This window comes from Asinibacterium sp. OR53, assembly GCF_000515315.1.
Taxonomy (GTDB): Bacteria; Bacteroidota; Bacteroidia; order Chitinophagales; family Chitinophagaceae; genus Sediminibacterium.
Genome location: NZ_KI911562.1, coordinates 1,535,880 through 1,555,915 on the forward strand (window position 1 = coordinate 1,535,880; position 20,036 = coordinate 1,555,915).

Annotated in this window: 17 protein-coding genes, 1 tRNA gene and 1 pseudogene; 4 read left to right on the forward strand and 15 right to left on the reverse strand. The window is 47.7% G+C overall.

What is annotated here, in order from left to right:
- Positions 1-18 precede the first annotated feature (18 nt).
- Entirely contained in the window at positions 19-357 is a 339-nt protein-coding gene (locus tag SEDOR53_RS0106955; RefSeq protein WP_026769080.1) for a hypothetical protein, read from the forward strand.
- Positions 358-362: 5 nt separating this feature from the next.
- Here SEDOR53_RS0106955 and SEDOR53_RS17315 read toward each other — a convergent pair whose 3' ends face one another.
- From SEDOR53_RS17315 to SEDOR53_RS17325, 7 genes are all read right to left on the reverse strand, one after another.
- Positions 363-1,442: an efflux RND transporter periplasmic adaptor subunit gene (locus tag SEDOR53_RS17315; RefSeq protein ID WP_198018831.1), complete on the reverse strand. Its 1,080-nt coding sequence runs from the start codon at positions 1,440-1,442 to the stop codon at positions 363-365.
- A 13-nt stretch (positions 1,443-1,455) separates the two neighbouring features.
- Positions 1,456-4,596 carry an efflux RND transporter permease subunit gene (locus SEDOR53_RS0106965; RefSeq protein WP_026769081.1) on the reverse strand — a complete coding sequence of 1,047 codons (3,141 nt, stop codon included), beginning with the start codon at positions 4,594-4,596 and terminating at the stop codon, positions 1,456-1,458.
- Between the two features lie 3 nt (positions 4,597-4,599).
- Entirely contained in the window at positions 4,600-5,988 is a 1,389-nt protein-coding gene (locus tag SEDOR53_RS0106970) for a TolC family protein (RefSeq protein ID WP_026769082.1), read from the reverse strand.
- A 66-nt stretch (positions 5,989-6,054) separates the two neighbouring features.
- Complete coding sequence (locus SEDOR53_RS0106975) at positions 6,055-7,314, reverse strand: sensor histidine kinase KdpD (protein WP_026769083.1); 1,260 nt, start codon at positions 7,312-7,314, stop codon at positions 6,055-6,057.
- A complete protein-coding gene (locus SEDOR53_RS0106980; protein ID WP_026769084.1) occupies positions 7,311-7,985 on the reverse strand; it encodes a response regulator transcription factor in 675 nt (224 codons plus the stop codon). Before SEDOR53_RS0106980 ends, SEDOR53_RS0106975 begins: the two co-directional genes overlap by 4 nt.
- Positions 7,986-8,039: 54 nt before the next feature.
- Positions 8,040-9,539: a sulfatase gene (locus SEDOR53_RS17320; protein ID WP_037360728.1), complete on the reverse strand. Its 1,500-nt coding sequence runs from the start codon at positions 9,537-9,539 to the stop codon at positions 8,040-8,042.
- Positions 9,540-9,565: 26 nt separating this feature from the next.
- On the reverse strand, positions 9,566-10,984 hold the full coding sequence (locus SEDOR53_RS17325; protein ID WP_084220394.1) for an arylsulfatase: 1,419 nt from the start codon (positions 10,982-10,984) through the stop codon (positions 9,566-9,568).
- Positions 10,985-11,199: 215 nt separating this feature from the next.
- On the opposite strand from SEDOR53_RS17325, the gene SEDOR53_RS17330 reads away from it, so the two are divergent.
- Genes SEDOR53_RS17330 through SEDOR53_RS0107005 form a run of 3 tightly spaced genes read left to right on the forward strand, consistent with a single transcriptional unit; the run spans position 11,200 to position 12,711 of the window.
- Entirely contained in the window at positions 11,200-11,439 is a 240-nt protein-coding gene (locus SEDOR53_RS17330) for a type II toxin-antitoxin system Y4mF family antitoxin (protein WP_037360731.1), read from the forward strand.
- Positions 11,436-11,768 carry a HipA N-terminal domain-containing protein gene (locus SEDOR53_RS0107000; RefSeq protein ID WP_026769085.1) on the forward strand — a complete coding sequence of 111 codons (333 nt, stop codon included), beginning with the start codon at positions 11,436-11,438 and terminating at the stop codon, positions 11,766-11,768. The genes SEDOR53_RS17330 and SEDOR53_RS0107000 overlap by 4 nt, the downstream gene beginning before the upstream one ends.
- Positions 11,761-12,711 (forward strand): HipA domain-containing protein, encoded by a 951-nt coding sequence (locus SEDOR53_RS0107005; protein ID WP_026769086.1) that lies wholly within the window; start codon positions 11,761-11,763, stop codon positions 12,709-12,711. Before SEDOR53_RS0107000 ends, SEDOR53_RS0107005 begins: the two co-directional genes overlap by 8 nt.
- A gap of 64 nt (positions 12,712-12,775) precedes the next feature.
- Here the strand turns inward: SEDOR53_RS0107005 and SEDOR53_RS0107010 are convergent.
- From SEDOR53_RS0107010 to arfB, 8 genes and pseudogenes are all read right to left on the reverse strand, one after another.
- A tRNA-Leu gene (locus SEDOR53_RS0107010) sits at positions 12,776-12,857 on the reverse strand.
- A 51-nt stretch (positions 12,858-12,908) separates the two neighbouring features.
- The gene (locus SEDOR53_RS0107015; protein ID WP_026769087.1) at positions 12,909-14,129 is read right to left on the reverse strand and encodes a serine hydrolase; all 1,221 of its coding nucleotides are present in this window, start codon (positions 14,127-14,129) and stop codon (positions 12,909-12,911) included.
- Between the two features lie 40 nt (positions 14,130-14,169).
- Positions 14,170-15,435, reverse strand: a complete 1,266-nt coding sequence (locus SEDOR53_RS17335) for a DEAD/DEAH box helicase (protein ID WP_037360734.1) — start codon at positions 15,433-15,435, stop codon at positions 14,170-14,172.
- A gap of 164 nt (positions 15,436-15,599) precedes the next feature.
- Positions 15,600-16,070, reverse strand: coding sequence for a GAF domain-containing protein (locus tag SEDOR53_RS0107025; protein ID WP_026769088.1), 471 nt, complete (start codon positions 16,068-16,070; stop codon positions 15,600-15,602).
- 98 nt (positions 16,071-16,168) lie between these two features.
- Positions 16,169-17,674, reverse strand: a complete 1,506-nt coding sequence (locus SEDOR53_RS0107030) for a lipopolysaccharide biosynthesis protein (protein ID WP_026769089.1) — start codon at positions 17,672-17,674, stop codon at positions 16,169-16,171.
- A 139-nt stretch (positions 17,675-17,813) separates the two neighbouring features.
- Positions 17,814-18,887, reverse strand: a complete 1,074-nt coding sequence (locus tag SEDOR53_RS0107035) for a cytochrome-c peroxidase (protein ID WP_026769090.1) — start codon at positions 18,885-18,887, stop codon at positions 17,814-17,816.
- Positions 18,887-19,621 carry an MbnP family protein gene (locus SEDOR53_RS0107040; protein ID WP_026769091.1) on the reverse strand — a complete coding sequence of 245 codons (735 nt, stop codon included), beginning with the start codon at positions 19,619-19,621 and terminating at the stop codon, positions 18,887-18,889. The genes SEDOR53_RS0107035 and SEDOR53_RS0107040 overlap by 1 nt, the downstream gene beginning before the upstream one ends.
- Positions 19,621-20,028 (reverse strand): annotated as a pseudogene (gene arfB / locus SEDOR53_RS0107045) (alternative ribosome rescue aminoacyl-tRNA hydrolase ArfB); the annotation flags it as partial. The gene SEDOR53_RS0107040 and the pseudogene arfB, both read right to left, overlap by 1 nt.
- Positions 20,029-20,036: the final 8 nt, after the last annotated feature.

The window sequence follows — 20,036 nt, forward strand, 5'->3', positions numbered from 1 at the left end:
GTTATAATCTGTTTGTTTATGAAATACAGGAAAGGAACTGTTGTGGTTTTGGCATTTTCCGCGCTGGTTGGATTTGCACAGTGCAGGAAAAATATGGACGAAAAGCCCCCGGTGGATCTGACAAATCCCCAAACGATTGCCGACGGAAAAGAAAATTTCCGACATGATACTTTTGGTGATGAGGATTTTTGGAGTGGATTGCTTCATATTGACAAGGCAATTGCGGGCGGGAATAATGGCGGATATGGACCGGGGGTAAGTCCTAAAACTGCATTGGCCGTAGGCCTGAAAGTAGATGCTGATGCGCTTCCCGCGGCAGAAAAACAAGACCTGGTGGAATACCTTAAATCGCTGTAAAAGAATTACAACCTGGCAATGATCTTTGTGCCATCTTTCAGTTCTTCATTGGCTTTTACAACCAGGGTATCACCGGCTTTTATATCGCCGAAGAGTTCCTGTTTGTCGCCCATGTTGAAGCCGGCCCTTACATCTATCCAGTGAACAGTATTGCCTGTTACTTTGATAACAAATTTTCTTTCCTGTGTAGTAACAATCGCAGATACAGGTGCTGTCAATGACCGGCCGCTTCTTATGAATTGAAGCTTCACATCGGCATAGCCACCTGCTTTGAGTTCTCCTGTGGTGTTGGGTATTTCAAACTCCCATAATTCGCTGCGTGTATCGCTGCTAATGCTACCCGATTTGCGCACGAGTGCGGCTTTGAATTTTTTATCGGGTAAAGAACGGGTGGTCAGCTCTCCTGTATTGTTGAATAATGCAGCGTTGGTGTACACTTCTGGAACCGCTACCTGTAATCTTAATTTGCCATTGTTTTCCAATTCAAATAGGGGCTTGTCGGCAGGATTGCCTACGAACGAGCCTACTACTACATTCCTTTTGGTGATGGTGCCGCTATAGGGAGCAATGATGGCCAGGTAATTGCCCACCTGCCGGTAAGACTTTGCCGCCAACACTGCTGCATTGTATTCGGAGCTGTCGGCCATCATTTGGTTTTTGATCCTTTCCAGTTCCAGCGGAGCTATTACACCATCTGATTTAGAAGCAAGTGCAATGCGATCGAAATAATCTTTGCTGGCATGATAACGGGCCATCGCCGCTTTCACTTTTTCATTCAGTTCAAGCACACGGGTGTTTATTTCCGGTGCATCGATCAATGCCAGCACCTGTCCTTTATTTACTTTGGAGCCAATGTCTACAGAAAGCTGGCGTACATATCCTTGTATTTTAGATCTTACCTGCGCGTTTTCATAAGGTAATAATTCGCCGGGCAGCGAAATGGTTTTTTTTGCAGAATCCAAGGAGAGTACCAGCACTTTTACCGTATCGGTTTTGGCACCTTCTTTAGGTATGCCGGCTGCTTCCTGTGGCTGGTTACAGGCCGTCGCCGCGCTCAACAAAACAGCGGGAATAAGGTATTTCATTCCTATAGTATGTTTATTTACGCTTGTCATAATGAATGGAATTTTCGTCGTTGGGATCAAGTGATACAGGAACCGGTTTTTTACGGCCGGTCAATCGATCGTATACAATGGGTACCAACCAAAGGCTGGTGAAAACGCTGAACAATAATCCTCCTACTACTGCAATACCCAATGGAGCAGTTTGTTTACCGGTATCGCCCAATCCCAGTGACATGGGCAACATACCGGCAATCATTGCAATGCTGGTCATGATAATCGGACGGAAGCGGTTGAATGCAGCCTGTGCTCCCACACTCATACTGCGATCGGGCAGTTGGCGCAGTTGCTCGGCCTTTGATACCAGGAGGATGGCGTTCGATACGGCCACACCTATTGCCATGATGGCTCCCATGAACGACTGTATGTTCACCGTATTACCCGTGAGCCATAACAGTAATAATGAACCGGCCAGTACGCCGGGAAGAACAGACAGTACCACCAATGCTGTTCTGAAAGACTGGAAATAAGCGGTGAGCATCAGGCAAATCACCACAACTGCCAGCAACAGGCCGGTAGATAATTCAGTATTGATTTGCGTTAATATGTCGGACTGCCCGCGGAGATAGACTTTTACACCCTGCGGCAATTCTCCCAATTTTTTAATCGCGCCATTTACTTCTTTGATGGTATTGCCCAGGTCTTCTTTGTAGATATTTGCTGTGAGTGTAATGAAACGTTGCTGGTTGATGCGATCATATTCGCCAATGGAGTTTCCTTTTTTCCAATCGGCAATATCTCTCAGGTAAATATTGCGATCGCCTGTTTTTCCCACGGGTATCTGTTCCACTTGTTCCGGGCTGTTCATGGCCAGCTGCGGATATTCTACCTGCACCTGGTAAGAGTTGCCGGACGATTTATCGAGCCAGTACACAGGTTGTACCAGGCGGCTGGATGAGGAACCTTCGGTCACCGATCTGCCGGCCTGCTCCAGGTTCAAGCCCATCTGGCCCAGCCTGAGCCTGTCGTAATTGATTTGTATGGTTGGATAATCGAGCGGCTGCGATACCTGCACATCGCGCAGGTAAGGAACCGTATGCAGTGATTGTTTGAGTTTGTCAGCAATATCCCTGCTCTGTTGTATGTTTTTTCCCTGCACTACTATTTCAACCGGGTTATTGGCGCCCATACTCATAACCTGGTCAACAAGGTCGGCCGGTTCGAAAGAAAGCAATATGCCGGGATCGGTTTTAGTAACGGCAGCGCGCAATTGTTCTTTCAGTGTTTCAATGCTGATGTTTGCATGCTGAACAAGGTTTACTTTGATCACAGATTCATGCGGGCCGCTTGTATAGAGGAAGATGGGATTGATGGCATACGATTGTCCTTGCAGTCCTACAAAAGCCGATGTAATAGATACGTTTTTCTTGCCAGCCAGGCTATCGATGATGTTCAATACTTTTTTCGTTGCGTCTTCTGTCCGTTCAATTCTTGTACCAACGGGCATCCTTAACCGTACCTGCATTTGTCCGGCATCTACTTTAGGGAAGATCTCCGTTCCTGCATTCCTGTAACCAATAAATGCGAGTAACAATAAAACGATGATCACAAGAGGGACAACAATTACATTTGTTTTTTGAATACCAGATACAAGGCGTTGCTTTAATTTTTCAAACAAACCATCACCTGCTGCTGCATGGCCGGCTTTCATGATCCAGTTAGCTAATACCGGTACCAGTGTTTGCGATAACAAGAATGAAGCGATCATAGCAAAAGCTACTGCCATGGAAAGCGGCATAAACATTGACCTGGGCACGCCCGACATGAACAGGGCGGGTACAAACACGGCCAGTATGCTGAACAATATCAACAATTTGGGTATGGCTATCTCTCCGCAGGCGTCCCATATGGCCCGCGACCTGGACTTGCCCATCTCCACGTGGTGATGAATGTTTTCAATAGTTACCGTGGACTCGTCTACCAAAATACCTACTGCCAGCGCGAGACCACCAAGGGTCATGATATTAATGGTTTGTCCGGTGAGGTAAAGGCATACGACCGAAGTAAGCAGCGCCAGTGGAATGTTGATGATGACAATAAAAGCGCTGCGCAGGTCTTTCAGGAACAGCCACACCATTAACCCGGTTAACAAAGCGCCCAACAACCCTTCAAACAAAAGGCTTCGCAAAGAGTTGACCACATAGCCCGATTGGTCGAATTCGTACGACACTTTGATATCGCCGGGTATCGCGGCCTGCATGTCGGGCATGGCTTTCTTGATAGATTGTACCACATCCCAGGTAGAGGCATCGGCTCTTTTGGTAACCGGTATGTACACGGAACGTTTGCCATTGATGAGTGCATACCCTGCGGTAATATCTGCGCTATTATCAACACTGGCCAGGTCCCTCACCAGTATAGGTGTACCATTGACATCCCTCACAGTTACATTTTCGAGTTCCTTGAAATTATCTGCCACACTGTTTGAAGCAGTGATGATGGCTTTATCGGCTACACGGATATTACCGGCAGGGAGGATGGGGTTGTTTTTTGCAATGGCAGTAACCAGTTCGTCTGCCGTAATATTATAACTCCTTAACCTGTCGGGATCGGCTTTCACTACAATGGTCCGTTGGTTGCCACCAAAGGGCGGAGGAGCAGATACCCCGGAAAGGGAAGCAAACATCGGCCGTACTTTGAACAGCGCCAGGTCCTGTATCTCATTCAGTGAACGGGTGCTGCTGCTGAAAACGAGCTGACCAACCGGCACAGACCCGGCATCATACCGCATGATAAACGGAGGAAATGTACCCGGCGGCATGAATGAGCGGGCACGCGTGGCATAAGAAACTACTTCAGCCATCGCCGCTGCCATATTGGTGCCTTCGTGGAACTGTAATTTGATCAGTGATAAACCCTGGATCGATTTACTTTCTACCGCTTTGATGCCGGTGATATAAAGAAAGTGGTATTCATAATAAGAAGTAATGAAACCTTCCATCTGCTGGGGCGATAACCCGCCATAAGTTTGCGCTACATAAATAGTAGGTGCATTGACCGCCGGGAAAATATCGATAGCCGATTTGCGAATAGCCAGAGTGGAAAACAACATCACGCCGAATACCAGCACGATGATGGTAACAGGCTTACGAAGTGCAAATTGTATGAGACGAAGCATGTATTACCTGGTTTCATTTAAAAAAATAGACAGATCTCCTTTTACCGCAGCCTGTAGTAATAAGGCTTTCCAGGCATCCCAATAAGCTTGTTTAACATCCAGTTCTGCTTTTAAAAGATTGTATTGCGATTGTATCAGATCGGCAAAGTTCACCAGCCCGGTATTGTACCGCACCTGCATGGCATTGAAAGCATACAGGCTCGATTTGTGCTGCTCTGTTGTTTCGGCAGCTACCGCCAGGCTGTTCTGGAAAGTAGTATTGGCAATGTGTTGACGGGTAGAGAGCGCCGATTTATTTTCCATCAATCTTTCTTCGGCGGCTTTGGTAAGTAAGTTTTGCTGCTGTAATTGCCGCTTCACTTCACCATACTTCATAATGGGGAAAGCCAGTTGCAGCCCGGCGCCATAATTATAACGGCTGAGGCCCAGTCCGTCCCAGGTTTTAACGGAACCATCTGCCAGGAAGCCTGACCCCCGTGCAAACGCAGTGCCCCACACATTCAGTTTGGGCAAGTACGATTTTTTCAGCACTGCTTCTTTTGAATTGTTCAGCAATACCTGGCTCTGTGCATATTGAATGAGCGGGTGATTGGAAAAAGCGGAATCGGTTCCCGAAAAGGATGGGGGGAGCCGATCCAGGAAACCGATATCTGCCGGTACCGGCAACGTGTCTGTTACGATAAGTTGCGCCAGTAACCATTGTTGTGTCTCTAATTGTTTTTGCGCATTTAGCCGGTCAACTTTCGCTTTGGAAAGTTCCGATAAGAAAAGTGCGGTATCCACGCCCGGCTTGATGCCGGTATGCGCCAATACCCGGCTTTGCTGCAGGCTGGCCTGCACTCTTTCAATGTTGTGCAGGTGTATAGCTACCATGTCCTGCGCCAGCAATACATCGAGGTATTTGCTGATGACATTGATGGTGTGGTTGAATAAGTTCTGCTTGTAATTGGCTTCCTGGCTGCGTGCTTCGGCCGCGGAAAGATTGATTTTGGCATTGCGTTCTCCAAATGTAGATGCCTGCCAGTTCAATAAAACGCTGGCGGCGCTGCCCGTAGCGGGACTATAATTATTGTTTGCAGAAGGCGGACCTGTCATGGGCACTAGACCATTGGGGTAAAATACACCAATGAGGTTGTTGGCTGTAGCAAAGCCGGCCTGGTAGGTGGCATCGATAGAAGGCAACCTGCTGTATTTGGTAACGGCTACATTTTGTGTGGCAGCCTCTGTTTCATAGCGTCCTGCCGCTAAGAGGTGGTATCTGCTCTCCGCCATCTGCACGGCATCTTTCAGGTGTAAAAGGGTGTCGGCAGTTTTTTGTGCTGCAACACCGGAACAGATCAACGAAGTGAAAACAGGTACTAATCCATATATCATGCGGTATCTCTTATTCATTGAACCGGGTGATTTAAACGAAACGTAAAGCTATTGCAGGATTTTGGAGAAATTTAGACGCCTGATTTACCGAAAAGTTACTTTTATCGTGTGCCATCCATCCAGGTACTGGTAACTGATTTGATACTGGTACAACAACACGATCTGTTTCACCAGCGACAGTCCCAGTCCCGTTGTTTTCGTTTGATAAGACCCTTTTTTGAATCGCTCAAACAGTTCCATCGGATCAATATCCGGTTTGGGCCCTGTGTTTTGTATGAGGAGATGGGATGATGAAAGGATAACATTCATTTCTCCATTCTCTTTATTGTGTATGATGGCATTGTTGACAAGATTGGAGAGGAGTATTTCTATCAATGATCTGTTTGCCTGTAATACAACATGGTCTTCAATGTTGCAGGTGAGCGCCGGAAAATATTCATAATGCTCCTGGAAGCTATTCAGTAAATGACGGAGCACTTGCGATACATCTATGGGGCCGGCATCGGGAAACTGGTTGTTCTCGATCTTGGACAATAAAAGCAGGTTGCGGTTCATCTGGCTCAGGCGGTCATTGGCTTCTGTAATATCCTGCAGCATAGAGGCGCTCTTTTCTGTTAGGCCGGGTTGGTTGATAAGCAATTCCAGTTTTGAACGGATGATGGCCAGTGGCGTTTGCATTTCATGCGAAGCATTTTCTACGAACTGTTTCTGATTGAAATAAGCCGTATTGGCATTATTGACGAAGCTGGTCATGCTCCCATTCAATTCGTCGAACTCGGTTGTACCCGTATGAGTGGCTAATGCAAGCGGCTGGTTGCGGGCGATATCATAATCGTTTGCTGCCCGCAGGGTAGAAAAAAATGGCTTCCACAACAACTTTGAACTTTTACGGTTCAGCATTACAATGGCAATCAGTAACAGCAATAGAATAAATGCCTCCGTAATGAACACTTTGATGATGAGGTGGGATATTTCTGTGGATGAAACATAAGTGGTAAGGTTATAAGAAGTATTGTTCCACTGCATACGACCGGTGAGGGTCTCAAAAGGGAGAGACTTCTTTTCATCGGCATAATAAACGAGGGTATCCCTGGATGCATTCAATGCAACAGGCTGCGTTGCTTCAACGATGTCGTATTCTCCGATGATATGCTTTTCAATATTGCCCTTTTTGGCTACAAAAGTTTTCCAGACATTTTCTTGTTTAAGCAGCAGTTGCTTTTCCTGCATGTGATGCGTCTGCATGAGCAACATCACGTAAAATAAAAGAGAGCAGAACAGCAACACAATAGGCAGCCATGTGAGCAGGTAGCGGGTATTTCTTTGCAGCAACGGTTTGCTCATAACGATAATTTATAGCCCAGTCCGTATACGGTTTGTATCAGGTCATCACATCCTTTTTCTTTCAGCTTTCTTTTGAGGTTCTTTATCTGCGAATAAACAAAATCGAAAGAAGGCATATTGTCAGACTGGTTTCCGTAAATATGCTCTGCGATGGCCTGCCTGCTTACTACACGGTTCGGGTTATTCATCAGGTAAGCCAGCAGATCGAACTCACTTTTGGTAAGCGATAATTTTTGCTGGCCGCAACTGGCGGTACGTGAAAAGAGTTCTATTTGCAGGTTGCCCAGTTCCAGTGTATTGCTGCCATGCACGTATTTGCGGCGCAACAGCGCTTTTACCCTGGCGTTGAGTTCTGAGAGGTGAAAGGGTTTGGTAATATAGTCATCGGCCCCGTAGTCGAGCCCTGTGATCTTATCCTGCAAGGAATCCCGTGCAGAAATGATGATCACGGCGTCGTGTTTTTTTTGCCTGCGCAGGTGTTGCAGCAGGCGGAGACCATTGCCATCTGGCAGGTTGATATCGAGAATGATGCAGTCGTAACTGAAATCTTCTATTTTATTAAGAGCGTCGGCATAGGTGGCAGACCCTTCGCAAAGGAATTCTTCCTGCGTAAAATATTCCAGGATACTTTGCAGCAGTGTGTGTTCATCCTCTACCACCAATAACTTCATCTGCCAATTTTAACACTAAAGTACTGTGTAAATTTGGAGAAATTTAGGGGCCTATCACTTGGTATCACGTTTTACTACTGCTGCGGGCCGCACGCCTGTACCGGTTTGTTTAGTAAGGTCATCACCCAACTCTTTCCTGTATTGATCGGCCAATGCACTTAGTTGTGCTACGATGTCTTTGTGCTTTTCCTGAACATCGAGTGTTTCTCCCGGATCTGTTCTCAGATCGTACAAAGCCAATTGCACCGAATCTTTGGCGTATTTACCGGGCCAGCCATCGTTGCCAATAGCAGATAATTTTTTGTAGGTCTGTGATATGCAGGGGAAAGTGAGTTTCCATTGACCTTTCCGGATGGCTTTAAGACTGTTGTTGTCGTAATAATAAACAAACTCATCGCGAGGATCGGCTCCCTGCTGTTGAAAGAGCAGTGATTTAATATCTACTCCGTCGATCTTTTTAGCAGGCTTACCGGCTCCGCAAATATTCACCACAGTGGGCAATATGTCCATGGCAGCTACCATATTATTGCAGATGGTGCCTGCTGCAATTTTGCCCGGCCAGCGTATAATGCAAGGCACTTTCAAACCACCATCCCATGCTGTTCCTTTGCCTTCGCGCAGAGCGCCCGAATTGCCGGCATGATTACCGAAAGTGAGCCAGGGACCATTATCACTGGTAAAAATAACCAGTGTGTTTTTGGTGAGGCCTTGCTCTTCCAATGTTTTCATAACGGTTCCGATGGACCAGTCCACTTCTTCCATTACATCTCCAAACAGACCGGCACCGCTTTTACCCCTGAATTTTGCAGAGGCAGCAATAGGAACATGCACCATGGCATGTGCCAGGTACAAAAAGAAGGGGCGTTGTTTGTTTTGTTTGATGAACTGCACAGCCCGCTCTGTATAGAGGGTGGTCAATAACGACTGGTCTTCCAGTGTATTGATCGCCTTTATTTTTTTATTGCCTTCGTATAAGGGCAAGGGCGGATATTTAGATTTCCAGTCGGTGGTGTCGGTGATGGGTTTGCCATCATAGTTGATCGGCCACATATCATTCGAATAAGGCAATCCGAGGAATTCATCAAATCCCTGCTGCAATGGGAGGAATGGTTCTTTATCTCCCAGATGCCATTTTCCTATTATTCCTGTTCTGTATCCTTTGGCTTTCAGCAATTCTGCAATGGTTTCTTCTGAAGGGTTCAGCGCTTTGGTACTCCATGGATTCAATGCCCCTGAAATGCCTAGGCGATTGGGATAACAACCGGTCAGTAAGCCTGCCCTTGAAGCGCTGCAAACAGCCTGGGCAGCATAATAATTAGTGAAACGCATGCCCTGCGCAGCAAATTGGTTGATATGGGGCGTGTGATAAGGAAAACCTCCATAACATTCCAGGTCGCCATAGCCCATATCATCCATCAAAATGATGATGATGTTAGGAGGTGTATTCCCTTTGCCGGTGCCTGGCAATGGCTGGTGGTAACTGCTGCACAACAAAAACAAAGGCAGCAGGAAAAACAAGCTGCTTTTCGATTGAAAAATGACAAGTCGTTTCATGAGATATGCTATTGATGATAATAATGCTAAAAATTCCATTCATCTATTGTGGAATGCGTGTGTGCATGCTTTGCCAACCCGCTGATCTTTTTTACCAGATTCGGATGTTGTGCTGCTATGTCATGCGTTTCATGTGCATCGGCGGCAAGATCATACAGTTCCCAGCGGGCGTTTTTATCTTCTTTTACGCGATACTTCACTGCTTTCCAGTTACCCATCCGAATGGCCTGCCGGCCTCCGTTCTCATGGAATTCCCAGTACAGGTATTCATGCTGTTGCTGGCGGCCTTTGTTCAGCAGTGTTGGCAAAATCGAAATACCATCTATCTTATGTTTTACCGGCACGCCTGCCAGGGCCGCGAATGTTGGGAAGAAATCCCAGAAAGCGCCTATGAAGCCGGATGTTTCTCCTGCTTTGATCATCCCCGGCCATCTTGCGATCATAGGTTCCCGCATTCCTCCTTCATACAGGTCTCTTTTGATGCCCCTGAACCCACCGCTACTGTTGAAGAAAATGGGATCGTTGCCGCCTTCTGCATGCGGACCGTTATCGCTGCTGAAGATCACCAGCGTGTTCTCGTCAATGTGTAAGGCTTTCAGCTTCGCCATCACTTCACCCACATAGTTGTCGAGCTTCGCTACCATTGCCGCATAAGCTGCATGCGGGTATGCCTGGGGCTGGTAGCCAATTCCATTCCATGCTTTGATGGTTACAGGCTGCTCGTTGAATTTGTGCTTATACCATTCAAACAAACTGTCGCCTGCGGGCAGTTGAAGGCCTGCATGTGGCAATGTATAAGAAAGATAGAGAAAGAAAGGGCGGGACTTGTTGTCGTCTATAAAAGAAAGGGCTTTTTGTTGTATAAGATCACCGGCATAGGCAGGCTGCCTGCCGGGTGTATTGGGCAGATCGATTTTTGTATCGTTATCCCATAAATGATCCGGGAAATAATTGTGCGCCTGCGCCTGGCAATTGTATCCGAAGAAACGATCAAAACCCTGTTTCACTGGATCGCCTTCAGAGCCAACATAACCCAACCCCCATTTGCCGAAATCACCGGTGATATAGCCGGCTTTTTTAAACATTTCGGCCATGGTATAGGTACTGTCGGGAATAGGCCACTGACCTTCGGGCTTCACTTCACGGTTGCCGCGTATCGGTGTATGACCTGTATGCAGGCCGGTCATTAATGAAGCGCGCGAAGGAGCGCATACCGATGTGCCCGAATAGAACTGCGTAAACCGCATACCGGACGCGGCGAGCTGGTCGATATGAGGTGTTGCGATCAATTGCTGCCCGTAACAACCCAGATCGCCATAGCCGAGGTCATCTGCCAGGATAAAGATTACATTGGGACGATTGGCTGCTTTTTGAGCAACTGTTTTGCCCGAATGGAGTGATAGGATGAAGATAAAAGCAAGCGATCGCGATAAGTATTGTTTCACTGGATGCAATTGTTTGAAGGCGGTTTAGATGATGGGCGTCAAATGCGCTAAAACTACTTAAAAATCAAACAAATACTTCAGTATGGATTCGCTGTAATTATCTATACTTTATATGTAATTAGATATAAAAGTGGGTTTTATTTATTTTTATATGTAATTGAATATAATTATTGCTATTTTTACACTATTATATCTTTAAGCATATAAATACAAAAATGGAGCGACTAGCTGAATTTGTCAAACGCAGGCGTAAGCAGACGGGGATGAGCCAGCAGGAGTTCGCCGAACGCTCGGGCGTAGCCCTTACTGTTGTGCGCAAAATCGAGCAGGGGAAAGAAACCCTCCAGTTGGAAAAAGTGAACCAGGTACTTAAAATGTTTGGGCATGAACTGGCCCCGGTCAGCAGCCGTGAGCTCGGTAACCTGCCTGAAAAAAATGAAAACCCGGCGACATGAGAAAAGCGGCCGTACTATATGGTACCATCATGGCTGGAACGCTCACAGAGACGGATGAGGGAGAATATATCTTCCGCTATGACCGGGCTTACCTGGCATTACCGGCGGCAGCACCCATCACGCTTACCATGCCACTTCAAGCGGAGCCCTATGTTGCTAACCGCCTGTTCGCTTTTTTTGAAGGCCTGATACCAGAAGGCTGGTTGCTGGATATTGCAAGCAAAAACTGGAAGCTCAATCCCAATGACCGCATGGGCCTCTTGCTGGCCTGTTGCAGGAATTGCATAGGCGCTGTCAGTATTCAACCGATCGAAGTCAACAATGAATAAGCGTTGTCTATATTGTTATAAGGAACTACCGCCGGAAGCGGAAGGTGATTTTCATGCCCATTGCAGTAGCAATTTTTTCGGAACAAAGGATGCGCCACAGTTCGACTATACACTGGATGATATGTCTTCGCTGGCACAACAGGTAGTAGCAAGAAGCATTGCCGTACCAGGTGTTCAACCTAAACTTTCGCTGACCCTTGTACGGCAGTCCCTTGCCGAAGGCGGATATAACCGGTTAACGGTTGTAGGTGCTTTGGGAGGCAATTATATTTTCAAACCCCCATCCGATCATTTTCCTGAGATGCCGCAAAACGAACACGTAACGATGCGCATCGCAGCGGCCTTTGATATACGGGTGGTGCCTTCAAGCCTGATGCGGTTGAAAACAGGCGAATTGTGTTATATCACCCGGCGGATCGATCGTACGGAAAAAGGTGAAAAGATCCACATGCTCGACATGTTCCAACTCCTGGAAGCTGTAGACAAATACAAGGGATCTATGGAAAAGATAGGTAAGGCGATCAACACCTATTCTGATAACACGTTGCTGGATCAATTGTATTTTTTCGAGATTGCCGTCTTCAGTTTCCTAACCGGCAACAACGATATGCACCTAAAGAATTTTTCGCTGATCTATACGCAAGGGCAATGGCAGCTTGCGCCTGCTTACGACCTGCTCAATGTCAGCATCGCCAACCCTGTTGACAGCGAAGAACTGGCTTTGACACTGGAAGGAAAAAAGAAGAAGTTGCACAGGGAACATTTCGAACGGCTTGGGCAAGGGCTGGGGTTAAATACCCGACAAGTGACGAGTGTATTCCGTCGGTTCGGAAGAAAACGCGCGCTTACACTTGATTGGATCGAGCGCTCATTCCTGTCCCGGGAAATGAAAGATGCTTACCTGAACGTGCTCAATGAACGATACCGGCGATTGGGAATCTAGGATTGTATTAAAAACACAAAACCCACCGAAGCGGGTCTTGTGTAAGAGATTGAAAGTCTATCGGTGCGGATGATAGGAGTCGAACCTACATGCCGTAAGGCGCTAGATCCTAAGTCTAGTGCGTCTGCCAATTTCGCCACATCCGCAGAAAGCGGGAATGATCTCCCACCGGGACGCAAAAGTAGGGGTTTTAGTCGTTAGTTGGGCAATGCTTCCAATACGGCTTTCACCACGTTATCCATTGCATTTCTTTCAATCCAACGCATCACTACAACCAGGTTGTGCTCGGGGTCTACATAGATTACATTGTTGCCGTTGCCCAGGTGCGCAAAAGCAGTAGCGGGTGCACTGGGCAGGAATTTTTTATCGGTATTGAGAAAAAAATTCATGTACCCATAGTCTGTTTTAACAGGTGTGGGTGTCAGCGCCTGTTGTATCCATTGCCTGCTCAGCAATTGTTTGCCGTTCCAGTTGCCTTTGTGCAGGGTCAGCAATCCAAACCGCGCCATATCATATGCGTTGATAAACATACCGCCGCCCCAATGCCCGCCGCCGCTCACACTTTGCACCGGCTGGCCGTCGAGCACGATCCATGAATTGCGATAACCCGTCCAGCGCCAGGTGTTGGAAGCGCCGATGGGGTCCATGATGTATTGTTTGAGCACTTGTGGCAAAGGCCTGCGCCATACACTTAAAGCTGCCAACGCCAGCGCGTTTACCCGCACATCGTTGTATTCATAAGTAGTGCCAGGTGCATTCCTTTTACGGATCCATTGGTTGGGATCGGGGTCGGGCCTGTCGGCCCATTCGGGTTTGCCCCATAATGTGCCTTCCCAATCGCTGGTCTGGCGCAGCATATCGTCCCAGGTGATGGTACGATTATGGGGTGTGTTGAAGGGCTCCAGCAATTGTGGCTGGCCAATCAACTCGGCGGGCCTGTTCACGGGTTGTTGTGCAAAAACTTCGATAGGAGGAACATAAGGCGCTACTGTGTCGCGCACATTCCTAATCAACCCCTGGTCAACTGCCACACCTACCACACTGGATAAAAAACTTTTGGTTACGCTATGTGTCATATCGCAACGCTGCGGCTCACCCCAGGTAGCAACAATATAACCTTTGTAAACGATCACACCGGTTGGCTCGCCACGTTCGGCAAAAGGGCCGATGCCCTCACCAAATGGTTCTTTGCCAAACGTGCGGTAATGGTTGATCTCCATACTGCGGGGGTTCTTGCTCTCACCCGCCCGGGCCAGTTGAATGGCTTTGGAAATACCTGCTTCGTTCAATTGCAATGCAGCAGGTGTTCTGCGATCCCATTGTTGTGCTGTGGGAAAATAATCAGCAGTCTGGGCATGTACCTGTGCAGAAAAAAGACAGAAACATGCCAGCAGGCGGTAAATAGTTCGCTTAGTCATGCAACTAAATTAGGCGAAATATTTTTGGCACAGCAGTATGTTAATACTGCCTCCGCTGCTGGTTATTGCCACTATATCGCCTGCTGTCACCACCCCTGAAAGACCTGCGCTGCGGCCGATGTTCGTTCTGCACCGGCGCTGGCTTTTTCGCTTCTTGAAGTGAAGTATTGTGCATGGCATAAGGCTGTTCTGTAACAACCGGGATGCTCATACCAATCAGTTTCTGGATGTCTTTCAGGTAAGCTTTTTCTTCCTCATCGCAGAAGGAAAAAGCAATGCCCGCCGCGCCGGCCCTGCCTGTACGGCCGATCCGGTGTACATAGGTTTCGGGAACATTCGGCAATTCGAAGTTGATCACATGCGAAAGATTATCTACATCAATACCCCTCGCTGCAATATCTGTGGCTACCAGTACACGGGTCTCGCCACTTTTAAAATTGGTCAATGCCCGCTGGCGCGCATTCTGCGATTTGTTACCGTGAATGGCTTCGGCTTTGACGCCTGCTTTGTGCAGGTCCTTCGCTACTTTATCTGCCCCGTGTTTGGTGCGTGCGAATACCAGTACCGATTTGATGGATGCATCCTGCAACAGGTGTTTCAGCAATAAACGCTTGTTCTCTTTTTCAACAAAATAAACAGACTGCTGAATGGTTTCTGCAGTGGATGATACGGGTGTTACTTCTACTTTCGACGGATGCTTCAGAATGGTATTGGCCAGTGAAGCAATCTCGGGAGGCATGGTAGCAGAGAAGAACAGGGTCTGTCTTTTAGCCGGTATTTTGGCAATCACTTTTTTTACATCGTGAATAAAACCCATGTCCAGCATGCGGTCTGCTTCATCCAGTACAAATATTTGCAGTTGGCTGAGGTTGATGAATTGCTGCTCTATCAGGTCCAGCAGCCTGCCCGGTGTGGCGATCAGGATATCCACGCCATGTTTTAATGCACTCACCTGTGGTACCTGCGATACACCGCCAAAGATCACCGTATGTTTCAGCCCGGTATGGCGTCCATAAGCCGCAAAACTTTCGTCGATCTGTATGGCCAACTCGCGTGTAGGTGTAAGTATCAATGCCTTGATACCCTTGTTGTGATTGCCCGCTTTCCTGTCTTCATGCAATAATTGTAATACGGGAATGGCGAAAGCGGCAGTCTTGCCTGTGCCTGTTTGTGCACAGCCTAAGAGGTCTTTGCGCTGCAATACAATGGGAATAGACTGCTCCTGGATGGGAGTAGGTTCTGTGTAACCTTCGGTCTGAAGGGCTTTAAGAATAGGCTCAATAAGGCCTAATTGATCAAATGTCAATGGAATGAAATTTATTGTAAAAACACCCAAAATGGTATCAGGTGGTATATACCTTGTCCGTTATTCTGACTTGATGAACTTTGTCACGGAAGGAAATCTAAGTCGCGTAGAAAGCGTATATGAATGGCGCAAAGGTAAGAAATAAACGCCAAATGGTCTTTTGATCAGGGGATCAGGGCTACGATGGTCTCAAGAAAATGCCTGTCGGTCTCGTCGAACTGATCCAGTTCATCGCTGTCTACATCGAGCACGCCGATCACTTCATCGCCTTTAAACAGCGGCACTACGATCTCTGATTTGGATAAGCTGCTGCAGGCAATATGCCCTGGAAATTTTTCTACATCGGGTACAATGAGGGTGCTGGCCTGCGCCCAACTGGTACCACAAACGCCGCGCCCTTTGCGGATGCGCGTGCAGGCTACGGGTCCCTGAAAAGGCCCGAGTACCAGCTCATCACCCTTCACCAGGTAAAATCCTACCCAGAACCAACCAAACTGTTCTTTCAGTGCGGCGGCTACATTGGCCAGGTTGGCTACCTGGTCGGGCTCGCCTTCCAGCAAGCCTTTGATCTGGGGAATCAGCGACTCGTATTGTTCCTGTTTGGTGCCCTGTGCAATGCTGAGATCTTCTGCCATAGAAGCAAAGATACGTCATCCCGAGCGCAGTCGAGGGATCTGTCCGAATATGCAGCAGGTCCCTCGACTCGCTGCGCTCGCTCGGGATGACGGGTGAATTAATGAATGTATTTACCGATGACAGGTAATTTCTGGAATTCTTTTTTCTCCACTTGTAAAATGAACCAACCATACGCGCCCGACAATAACAATCCCAACATGAGTTGAAACCAGATTTTCGGATAGAGCAGGGTAATGCCTTTGTGCAGGAAGAATAACACCACCACAATCACTATATACGCCATCAGTTTTTTAGTGGCGTAGGGGATGCGGTATTCTTTTTGTCCCCATTGATAGCAGATCACCATCATGGTACCATAACAAAGGAAAGTAGCCCAGGCGCCCGCCATATAACCGATGTGTGGGATGAGAAAATAATTGAACGCGAGCGTGATGGCTGTTCCCGTAAGCGTGATATAAGTGCCGGCAATGGTTTTATTGCTCAGCTTGAACCAGATGGTGAGGTTATAATAAATGCCCAGGAACATATTGGCGAGCAAAAGAATGGGCACAATCTTCACCCCTACGCGGTATTGCGGACCAATCAGCTTCTCCCAAACTGGTAGGAAAAGACTCACCGCCAGGAACATGAAAGTGATCACAATTACAAAGAATTTCATTACGCGGGCATACGTGCGTTGCGGGTTCTGTCCCTCTGCCTGTTTGAAGAAGAACGGTTCGGCGCCCATGCGGAATGCCTGTATAAATAGAGTGATGAGCAACGAGAGTTTATAACAGGCGTTGTAGATACCTACCTGCTCTTCGCGGTATATTTCGGTTCCGGGAAGCCATGCTTTGAGCATGAGCCTATCGAATGTTTCATTTACAATGCCACCCAGGCCCACGATCAGCAATGGCAAAGCATATACCATCATCTCTTTCCAGAGCCGGGTATCGAACTGTAGTTTTACCATGCGAATCTCTTTCGAGAGTAGGAGCAAGGTGAGAATACTTTGAATAAGATTGGCTAATACCACATACACAATGGGATTACGATCCGGGTTAAAGAAAATGCTTACCCAACTGTTTGGGTTTTGTTCATACTTAGCCGGACAATAATTCACAAAAAACCACACCAGTAAAATATTACAGAGGATACCCGTAATGTTCACGAACGCATATTTCATGGGCCGGTCTTCCTGTCGCAATTTGGCAAAAGGAATACGGCTCAGGGTATCAATAGCGATGATGAAAATGGTAAGCTGGATGATCAGCGGCACATCGGTAAAACCTGTAATTTTTTCAAACGGTGTGCGGAACTGCCAGAGCACCAATGAAAGCAGGATAGTGCTTACGAAGATGGACAAAAAAGACGTACTGTAAATACTCTTCTTGTATTCCTCTCTGCCTGAGAACCGGAAATAAGCTGTTTCAAAACCATACGTGAAGATCACGCTCAATACCGGTATGGCCGAATACAAAAGACTCTGCCTTCCGAAGTCGGCCGTTTTTACAAAACTGGAATAAGTAAGTAAAGGTGTGAGTAAATAACTGATGAAACGGGCCGCAATGGAGCTGAGCCCGTACCAGATCGTTTGTCCCGCTAATTTCTTTATGCCGCTCAAATGATTTTCTTTTTTGCGTCATCCCGAGCGTAGCCGAGGGATCTGCCCGAGTGCGCAGCAGGTCCCTCGACTCGCTTCGCTCGCTCGGGATGACGACCTCGCTTGGGATGACGGAAATGCAAAGTAACGAAACAGAGCCTTACAGATGTATATCAACTGGTGCTTTACCAATGTTTTCACTACCGGGCGGAGCAAAACGCGGGTTGGTAAGGAAGCTGGAATCGGTGAGGGTATAGAGAAAAGCCGTGAGCTGACCGATCTCGAAATTCGACAGGGCCAGCTTGTGTTGCAGCAATGAATCGGTATTGTGCATCACCGTCATCCCGTTGCGGTAGTGTTCAAACACACTGGAGAGCGAAAAGAAACGTCCATCGTGCCCATAAGGAAAAGTGCGGGCCACATTGCGCAGGCTGGGCACCCTGAACTTGAGCGAGTCGGCCGGGTTGCCGGTGATCTTCATTCGGCCAACATCGTTGAGGTAAGGGTCTGCTTTGAGGCCGGTATTGCGGTAAGAAAAGTCGGTAAACAGCGGCTCGGTGTGGCAGCTGTTGCATTTCTTTTTGAAGATATCATAGCCCAGTTGTTCCGGTAAGATGAAACTGGCTTCGCCGCGTTTTACCTTATCGTATTTGCTGTTGCTGCTCACCAGTGTGAGCACGAACTGACTGATGGCTTTGTTCATGCGCTGGGTATTGATGGTTTCATCGCCGAAAGCGGCTTTGAACAGTAACCGGTATTTTTTATCGGCCTTGAGTTTGGCCATCACGTTCTCCAGGGTTTCCGCCATTTCATTGGGTGCCGTGAGGGGCGCCAGGGGTTGCAGGTCGAGGTGGTTGATGCCACCATCCCACATGAATTCTTTTTGCCAGGCCAGGTTGAAGAGACCCGGCGCATTGCGGGTGGTAAAAGAGTTGTCGAACCCGTGGCTGAGGTTGTGATCATAGGTATCGAAAGCGCCGAACTGCTGGTGGCAACTACCGCAGGAAAAATTACCGTCCTTGCTCAGCCGGCCATCGTAAAACAGTTCGCGGCCCAGTGCAATGCCTTCCTGTGTGAGCGGGTTGCTTTTAAAATCATAGACAGGTTGTGGCCACCCGGCCGGCACTGTAAACTTCACAGGCCTTGGCCTGAAATAAGCATTATCGGCTGCAACCCATGCGATGCCTGCAACCAATAGCAGCGCTACTACCCCTATGGTCTTACTGAGCTTCATTAACGAACAGATGAAATGGAAAATAGGTGGCTGTAATTATCAGCAATTTGTACGGCCAACCCACCCGGACTATGACATATCGGGTGCTCTGCAATCTTAAGTAAAAAGCCACCTTTGAACCATGCATTGATATCTGCCGCAATGTTGATCTCATCAACCGGTGCCGTGCCTGGCGGCAGGTCCAGTGTAATAGCCCTTGCGGTATTGTCCGCCGCTTTGAAGCCACCCACATGATAAGTAAATCGTTGTCCCGGCACGTGCGCACTGCTGGATACGCCTTCCAGTTTAGCCATGATATACCCGCTGTTCCATGTCCAGAACATACCATGTAATGGATCAAGTGCACCGGTTTGTACGCCCGATACATTGCGGATGCTGTCTACACCCAACGTAAAGCGTACTTGCTTCAAGGGTAGTGCGGGTATTTTCAGTTGGATAGATTGAGAAGCGCTGTCCTCCGCATCTACCAGGTAATAACGCCGGGGAAATAAATAAACATCCTTGCCAACTGCATCAGTAATAACGATGTTGGATACATAGTATTTGAACCGCTGCACGGCAATGGTATCTCCCAGCGCATTCACATACGAACGGCCTAGTTCCAGCGGATGATTCCCTATTACAGAATGAAAGCGTAAGGTTACTACATGAGGTTCCTGTGGATGTTTGCCGGTAAAAGACAACAACAGGGCCAGGCAACCGGTAAAAGCAAAGTATTTGGCAAAGCGGTTCATCAGTAATCGTTGCGGTTGATCTTTTTGCGCATGTCTTTATTGAAAGTATTGCGTTTCTTGGTATCCAGCCTTTTTTCTTTGGAAGCCTTGGTAGGACGTGTAGGCCGGCGGATCTTTTTCTTCACCAGCGCGGAAGCCAGCAACTGGTGCATTTTGCGAATCACTTCCTGTTTATTGCCCAGTTGCGATCTTTCTGTTTGTGATTTCACCAGCAACAAACCTTCATCGGTGATCTTGTTCTGCAGCCGCTCCCTGATCTGTTCTTTTTGTTCGGCAGAGAACAGCGGCGATGCATCGATATTCCACCGGCCCTCTACCATGGTCTCCACTTTGTTCACGTTCTGTCCGCCTTTGCCGCCACTGCGGGCGGTCTGAAACTGTATCTCCGGTGTAATGTCTATCTTCATCAAAATAA

Excerpts from the sequence above, each read along its gene's own strand:
- SEDOR53_RS17315 (WP_198018831.1), bottom strand. The coding sequence starts at position 1,442 with ATGAAATACCTTATTCCCGCTGTTTTGTTGAGCGCGGCGACGGCCTGT.
- SEDOR53_RS0107015 (WP_026769087.1), bottom strand. The coding sequence starts at position 14,129 with ATGACTAAGCGAACTATTTACCGCCTGCTGGCATGTTTCTGTCTTTTT.
- SEDOR53_RS0106970 (WP_026769082.1), bottom strand. The coding sequence starts at position 5,988 with ATGAATAAGAGATACCGCATGATATATGGATTAGTACCTGTTTTCACT.
- SEDOR53_RS0106965 (WP_026769081.1), bottom strand. The coding sequence starts at position 4,596 with ATGCTTCGTCTCATACAATTTGCACTTCGTAAGCCTGTTACCATCATC.
- SEDOR53_RS0106975 (WP_026769083.1), bottom strand. The coding sequence starts at position 7,314 with ATGAGCAAACCGTTGCTGCAAAGAAATACCCGCTACCTGCTCACATGG.
- SEDOR53_RS17330 (WP_037360731.1), top strand. The coding sequence starts at position 11,200 with ATGGAGCGACTAGCTGAATTTGTCAAACGCAGGCGTAAGCAGACGGGG.
- SEDOR53_RS0106955 (WP_026769080.1), top strand. The coding sequence starts at position 19 with ATGAAATACAGGAAAGGAACTGTTGTGGTTTTGGCATTTTCCGCGCTG.
- SEDOR53_RS0107040 (WP_026769091.1), bottom strand. The coding sequence starts at position 19,621 with ATGAACCGCTTTGCCAAATACTTTGCTTTTACCGGTTGCCTGGCCCTG.
- SEDOR53_RS0107005 (WP_026769086.1), top strand. The coding sequence starts at position 11,761 with ATGAATAAGCGTTGTCTATATTGTTATAAGGAACTACCGCCGGAAGCG.
- SEDOR53_RS0106980 (WP_026769084.1), bottom strand. The coding sequence starts at position 7,985 with ATGAAGTTATTGGTGGTAGAGGATGAACACACACTGCTGCAAAGTATC.
- SEDOR53_RS0107000 (WP_026769085.1), top strand. The coding sequence starts at position 11,436 with ATGAGAAAAGCGGCCGTACTATATGGTACCATCATGGCTGGAACGCTC.
- SEDOR53_RS17320 (WP_037360728.1), bottom strand. The coding sequence starts at position 9,539 with ATGAAACGACTTGTCATTTTTCAATCGAAAAGCAGCTTGTTTTTCCTG.
- SEDOR53_RS0107035 (WP_026769090.1), bottom strand. The coding sequence starts at position 18,887 with ATGAAGCTCAGTAAGACCATAGGGGTAGTAGCGCTGCTATTGGTTGCA.
- SEDOR53_RS0107025 (WP_026769088.1), bottom strand. The coding sequence starts at position 16,070 with ATGGCAGAAGATCTCAGCATTGCACAGGGCACCAAACAGGAACAATAC.